This window comes from Chamaesiphon sp. OTE_75_metabat_556, assembly GCF_031378165.1.
In the GTDB taxonomy this organism is placed as follows: domain Bacteria; phylum Cyanobacteriota; class Cyanobacteriia; order Cyanobacteriales; family Chamaesiphonaceae; genus Chamaesiphon.
On record NZ_JANNDR010000173.1, the window covers coordinates 1 to 4286 of the forward strand.

The 4286-nt window shown below is 46.0% G+C and carries 5 protein-coding genes; all 5 read right to left on the reverse strand.

Features of this window, described 5'->3' with window-relative positions; genetic code table 11:
• Positions 1 to 382: 382 nt before the first annotated feature.
• The 5 genes from RMO27_RS07280 to RMO27_RS07300 all read right to left on the reverse strand — a co-directional run bounded on the left by RMO27_RS07280 (position 383) and on the right by RMO27_RS07300 (position 4165).
• Positions 383 to 1369 carry a tyrosine-type recombinase/integrase gene (locus RMO27_RS07280; protein ID WP_309730968.1) on the reverse strand — a complete coding sequence of 329 codons (987 nt, stop codon included), beginning with the start codon at positions 1367 to 1369 and terminating at the stop codon, positions 383 to 385.
• Between the two features lie 12 nt (positions 1370 to 1381).
• The gene (locus tag RMO27_RS07285) at positions 1382 to 2353 is read right to left on the reverse strand and encodes a nucleotidyl transferase AbiEii/AbiGii toxin family protein (protein ID WP_309730969.1); all 972 of its coding nucleotides are present in this window, start codon (positions 2351 to 2353) and stop codon (positions 1382 to 1384) included.
• A complete protein-coding gene (locus RMO27_RS07290; protein ID WP_309730970.1) occupies positions 2350 to 3060 on the reverse strand; it encodes a hypothetical protein in 711 nt (236 codons plus the stop codon). Before RMO27_RS07290 ends, RMO27_RS07285 begins: the two co-directional genes overlap by 4 nt.
• 199 nt (positions 3061 to 3259) lie before the next feature.
• Positions 3260 to 3829 carry a Uma2 family endonuclease gene (locus tag RMO27_RS07295; RefSeq protein ID WP_309730971.1) on the reverse strand — a complete coding sequence of 190 codons (570 nt, stop codon included), beginning with the start codon at positions 3827 to 3829 and terminating at the stop codon, positions 3260 to 3262.
• Between the two features lie 66 nt (positions 3830 to 3895).
• Positions 3896 to 4165: a hypothetical protein gene (locus RMO27_RS07300; protein WP_309730972.1), complete on the reverse strand. Its 270-nt coding sequence runs from the start codon at positions 4163 to 4165 to the stop codon at positions 3896 to 3898.
• Between the last annotated feature and the right edge of the window lie 121 nt (positions 4166 to 4286).

Here is a 4286-nt window from a genome sequence, read left to right on the forward strand (position 1 = left end):
CTGGAAAGATACTTTGATACTGACTGCAATATTGGTCGATGAAACCAATCGTCGGTTGTGAGGCTCTTGGCTGTGTCATATGCCCTGTCTCCTTTATGCCCTCTCTTTCCATTTTAGATCTTCTAGAGTGACAAACAAGGGTTATACCGACTGTGCATTTGCACCGGATCGTCTCGACCAAATCACCCACGTCGATTCGGCTGGAATATCCTTGGTCTAGCAGAGCTTTTCGGTAATTGTTCGACCGCCTCGGCGCGCTTCGCGATCGACACAAAGATAGTGTCCTTACTGTGGCAGAGACTTAACCGCTAAAAAGGTTTACGGTCGATTGTAACTACTTAAAAACTCAGCATATCCACTAATAAATCCAGCAAATAAATTATTAGTCGCTCGTTTTCTTAACATTCCCCGTCAACAAATCCTCCAACATCCCAGAAGCACCCTTTTGTTCCTGTCGTCGATTATCATCGTACAGAGTCAACGTATTCTGATTGCTATGCCGACTCAACGCCTGCGCCGCCCGCAAATTACCCCCACTAGCATCCAAAAACGCTGTAATCGAACTATGCCGCAAACGGTGAGGAGAAACTCGCCGCTCGATCCCCGCAGCCTCAGCATACCCCTGCACGATCCGATAGATACTATCCCCAGCAATCCTTGCCCCATAACAATTGTGGCTCAAAGAAGTAATCAATGGCTGTCCTGCTACATTACAGGGATGAAAATTCAGCCACTCCTCCAAAGCATAACTTACGCTATCGCTAAGATCGATCGCCACCTTCGCTCGTTTCCCCTTACCTAAAACCGTCAACTTCTGCTGCTGGGGCAAAAAATCCTCAATATTCGTACTAGCAATTTCCCCCCGCCGGAGCGCATTCCCCCAGAATAACAGCATAATCGCATAATCTCTTACCCCAATGGGCGTACTCGGATCGATTGCCTCCAACATCGATTTAAACTGTTCGACCGAAATCCCCCTAGTATCGCGATAGGTTTCAGCGGGAATGCTCTCGATATCACCCAGATCGATCGTGGTTTTACCCAGCTTCCGCGCCATGTCCACCAAACTCTTAATCGCCGCCAGCCGGACATTAATCGTGCTGGGTGCCAGTTTTTTATCGATCGAATGACGACGATACCTTAATACCATCTCTATTGCAGCATATCGATCGAGATCTAGAAATTCCGAGATCGTCTCTGGATTCGCAGAGCCACTATAAGCAAACTGACAGAAATTCTCGATCGCCTTAACATACTGCTTCCTGGTACTATCAGCAATCTTCAATTGCCCAAACTCCGCCCAGAGATTATCCGAAGTAACGACAGGAACGGAGACAGGAACTATCTTGTGAATGACGATCTCAACCATAACTACTCCTCATTACAGCCAATCGCGACAGGATTCAAAACAACCAGCTATTTCCTCCCAAGTTGGAAAGTCCCCATAACATAAGGGCCGACATTGCAGAGTATATTCCTGACTCAAATAAGACTGCAACTCTGAATCAGGGAATAGAGCAAAACTATCCCGAAAACTCAGTTCTGGCGGCGGCGTATAGCTATCGCCAAAACTAGCCCGACTAATCCTGTCGCAATCTAACTTGAGTTCCCCATACTCACCACTTTCTAGCAAGGCACGGACTTCTGGCTGCTGAAATAAACAGTAGAGGTCGTAATAATGGCGAGTATACTTGCCCAAACGTTCTCCCCGCTCGATGTACTGCTCGACTCGACTGTGGATGGCAAACAACTTTTCAATCGCAGTGCGCCGAAAATCCAGTAGGAGCATCGGAAAACTAGTTTCTTCCTCAGTACCCAAATTCTCGCCTATCGCCCGCAAGAAGTCCACTAGATAGGAACTGAGTTCGATCTTCTGAATCGGATAGTCACCGCTGCGGGTGCCCATTTCCAGTAAAATTTGTGGAGCAATCAGTGAGATACTTTCGGCTCCTTGAAACATCGACAGGTAATCAAAATAGCTATTTCGACTCGCGCCCCGCTTGCGATTTCCCAATTTATCCACTAGAGTTAGTCCTGGATATAAAGCAACAGCAGCTTCAATTTCAGTCAATTCTCGGTCTACGCGATTGGCTCCCAACGGTGGTACAAAGGCTTGTTTATTCAGGAACAGATCGATATCTTCCGAAAATCGATCGATTAGTTGCCAACCTTTCGATAAACTGGTTCCCCCTTTGAAAATAACTTCCCCTTGCCATCTACCCGCAATCGTCCGCAGAGCTTCAGTCACATAGTAATCCTTCTCGATTAACTGGGTGGAAATGCCCTTCGGCGCAAAGTAATTACTAGCAGCCACGATTGCATCGCGAAATTCTGGATGTTGATGAAGTCTCATTTAGCTTGCCACTCCTGGGCGTACCAGAGACTACTCAATTTCCCAAATTCAAACCGCGAGTAGGGATTCAATCCCGTTCTCAACTGCTGTAATAAGTCCTTTGCATATTTCAATTCCTGTCCGATTGCCCCCAGCATCGCTCGAACTCTCGGCGGTTCGGCATGAGCGATTGTGACTAACCGCTCGAATCGTCCAGGGACTCGAAAGTGATTCAGTAGTTGCTCGATTGTCTCTGATGGCGATAAGTCGCTCCATTCTCCCCGCGATCGTAAGAAGTCCAGTAAGGCTGCTTCGGTAGCCGATAAATTCTCCCAGGTACTCGGACGACGGGTATAGAGTTTGGCTCTTTGTCCCAACCAAGCTGTCGGTAAACTACTCGCAGTAGTGGCGAAAGTCCCATCGATCGCATTTTGAGTTGTAAATCCCAGTAAATTAGCAGCGTTTACTCCGGCTGGATAGACGCGGGTTTGAGTGAGTTGGTAGGGTAATTCAGATCTAACTGGTTGGCTGTTACCGAATCGAGTGTGGCGAGGGTGGTAGTAATGTCCCTTGCTGATGCGTTGGAGGATACCTTCTTTAACCAATTGGGTGAAGGTTTTAGCAATGGTGGCTGAGGGATAGTCGGCTAAATCTTGATGGTTCCAAAATCTTTCCCCGCCAGCAAGAATCCGTTGGCGGATAGATTCAGTCTTGGTTAGGGTTTTCATCGCGTGAACAATGGAATGCTAGTGTCTATCCCAATTTTAAGCTATTTTCCAAGTTTTTAACAGAAAAACTTCTCGTCTATCGTCACAAAGCAAAATATTACAACCATATTGCATCTGATATGTATAGAAAAGACTAATTTTCTATACATATTTTTCCAACGTGCATAGATTTGACCTATTTTGGATAAATTTGGCAAGCTCAAAACTCGATGCCACGATAGACTCGTTCGATCGCAAAAGTGAGTCCGATACTTTCTAGTTCGACCGTATCCCCAGCAACGTAATTAGTCACTTCCCACTTGTCACGTTCGTTCTTGCGGAATACTTCAATTTCGATTTCTTCAGCACTGACTAGGACGTATTCAACTAAGCTGGGCGATCGCTGATAGAGTTTGAATTTCTTGCCTCGGTCGTAAGCCTCGGTGCTGGGGGAGAGTACTTCGACGATTAGAGATGGATGGCTGATAAATTGAGTTGTTTGTCGATCTCGCTCGTCACAGGTCGCACTTGCATCGGGGTAAACATACTTTTCTGATGCTTGAATCTTAATTTTCACATCTGAGTTAAGCGCAATGCACCGATCCGATTCACTGAGGCGATCGTCAATTAGAGCAAAGATCCTACCGCCGATCCGTCCGTGATTGACTGTCCCACCACTCATAGCAAAGACTTCGCCATCAAAGTATTCATGCTTAATTTCCTGCTGTTCCTCCCAAGCAAAGTATTCCTGGGGGGTAAGTCGGGGCAAATGCTCTTGTGCTGCAACCATAATATCTAACCTCAATTACTAAATTATCAGTCTTATCCCACATATCTATCGAAACTTGTGCACATTCTAACGACGATCGCCAGTATCAAAGAACAGTACTGGTGAAACATTGAAAAATTCTCCTAGAGCCTTAGCAATTGCCTTACTGATTTCACGCTTCCCATTCATTACCTCTGAAGCTATTCCTTGAGAACCGAAGACTGATACTAAATCTTTCTGCTTTAGCCCACGCTGACTCATCAATTCGGTCAGAATTTCCAAAGGAGTGGCTGGCTTGAGCTGATAGTGTTTATCTTCAAAGCTTTCAATCAAATTCACTACTCCCTTTCCGCTCAAAGAGTATAGATCCCTCTGACTGTGACAGTTAAGGCTCGATCGCTACTATAAATTTTATCCGCTGAAAACCAGTCTTTGCAATCGATCGCGGTCAATAAATAGTCTTGCGGCGGGAAGGGAG

What these genes read in the sequence shown, in the direction of transcription:
- RMO27_RS07280 (WP_309730968.1), bottom strand. Translation starts at nt 1,369, where the DNA reads ATGGTTGAGATCGTCATTCACAAGATAGTTCCTGTCTCCGTTCCTGTC.
- RMO27_RS07285 (WP_309730969.1), bottom strand. Translation starts at nt 2,353, where the DNA reads ATGAGACTTCATCAACATCCAGAATTTCGCGATGCAATCGTGGCTGCT.
- RMO27_RS07290 (WP_309730970.1), bottom strand. Translation starts at nt 3,060, where the DNA reads ATGAAAACCCTAACCAAGACTGAATCTATCCGCCAACGGATTCTTGCT.
- RMO27_RS07295 (WP_309730971.1), bottom strand. Translation starts at nt 3,829, where the DNA reads ATGGTTGCAGCACAAGAGCATTTGCCCCGACTTACCCCCCAGGAATAC.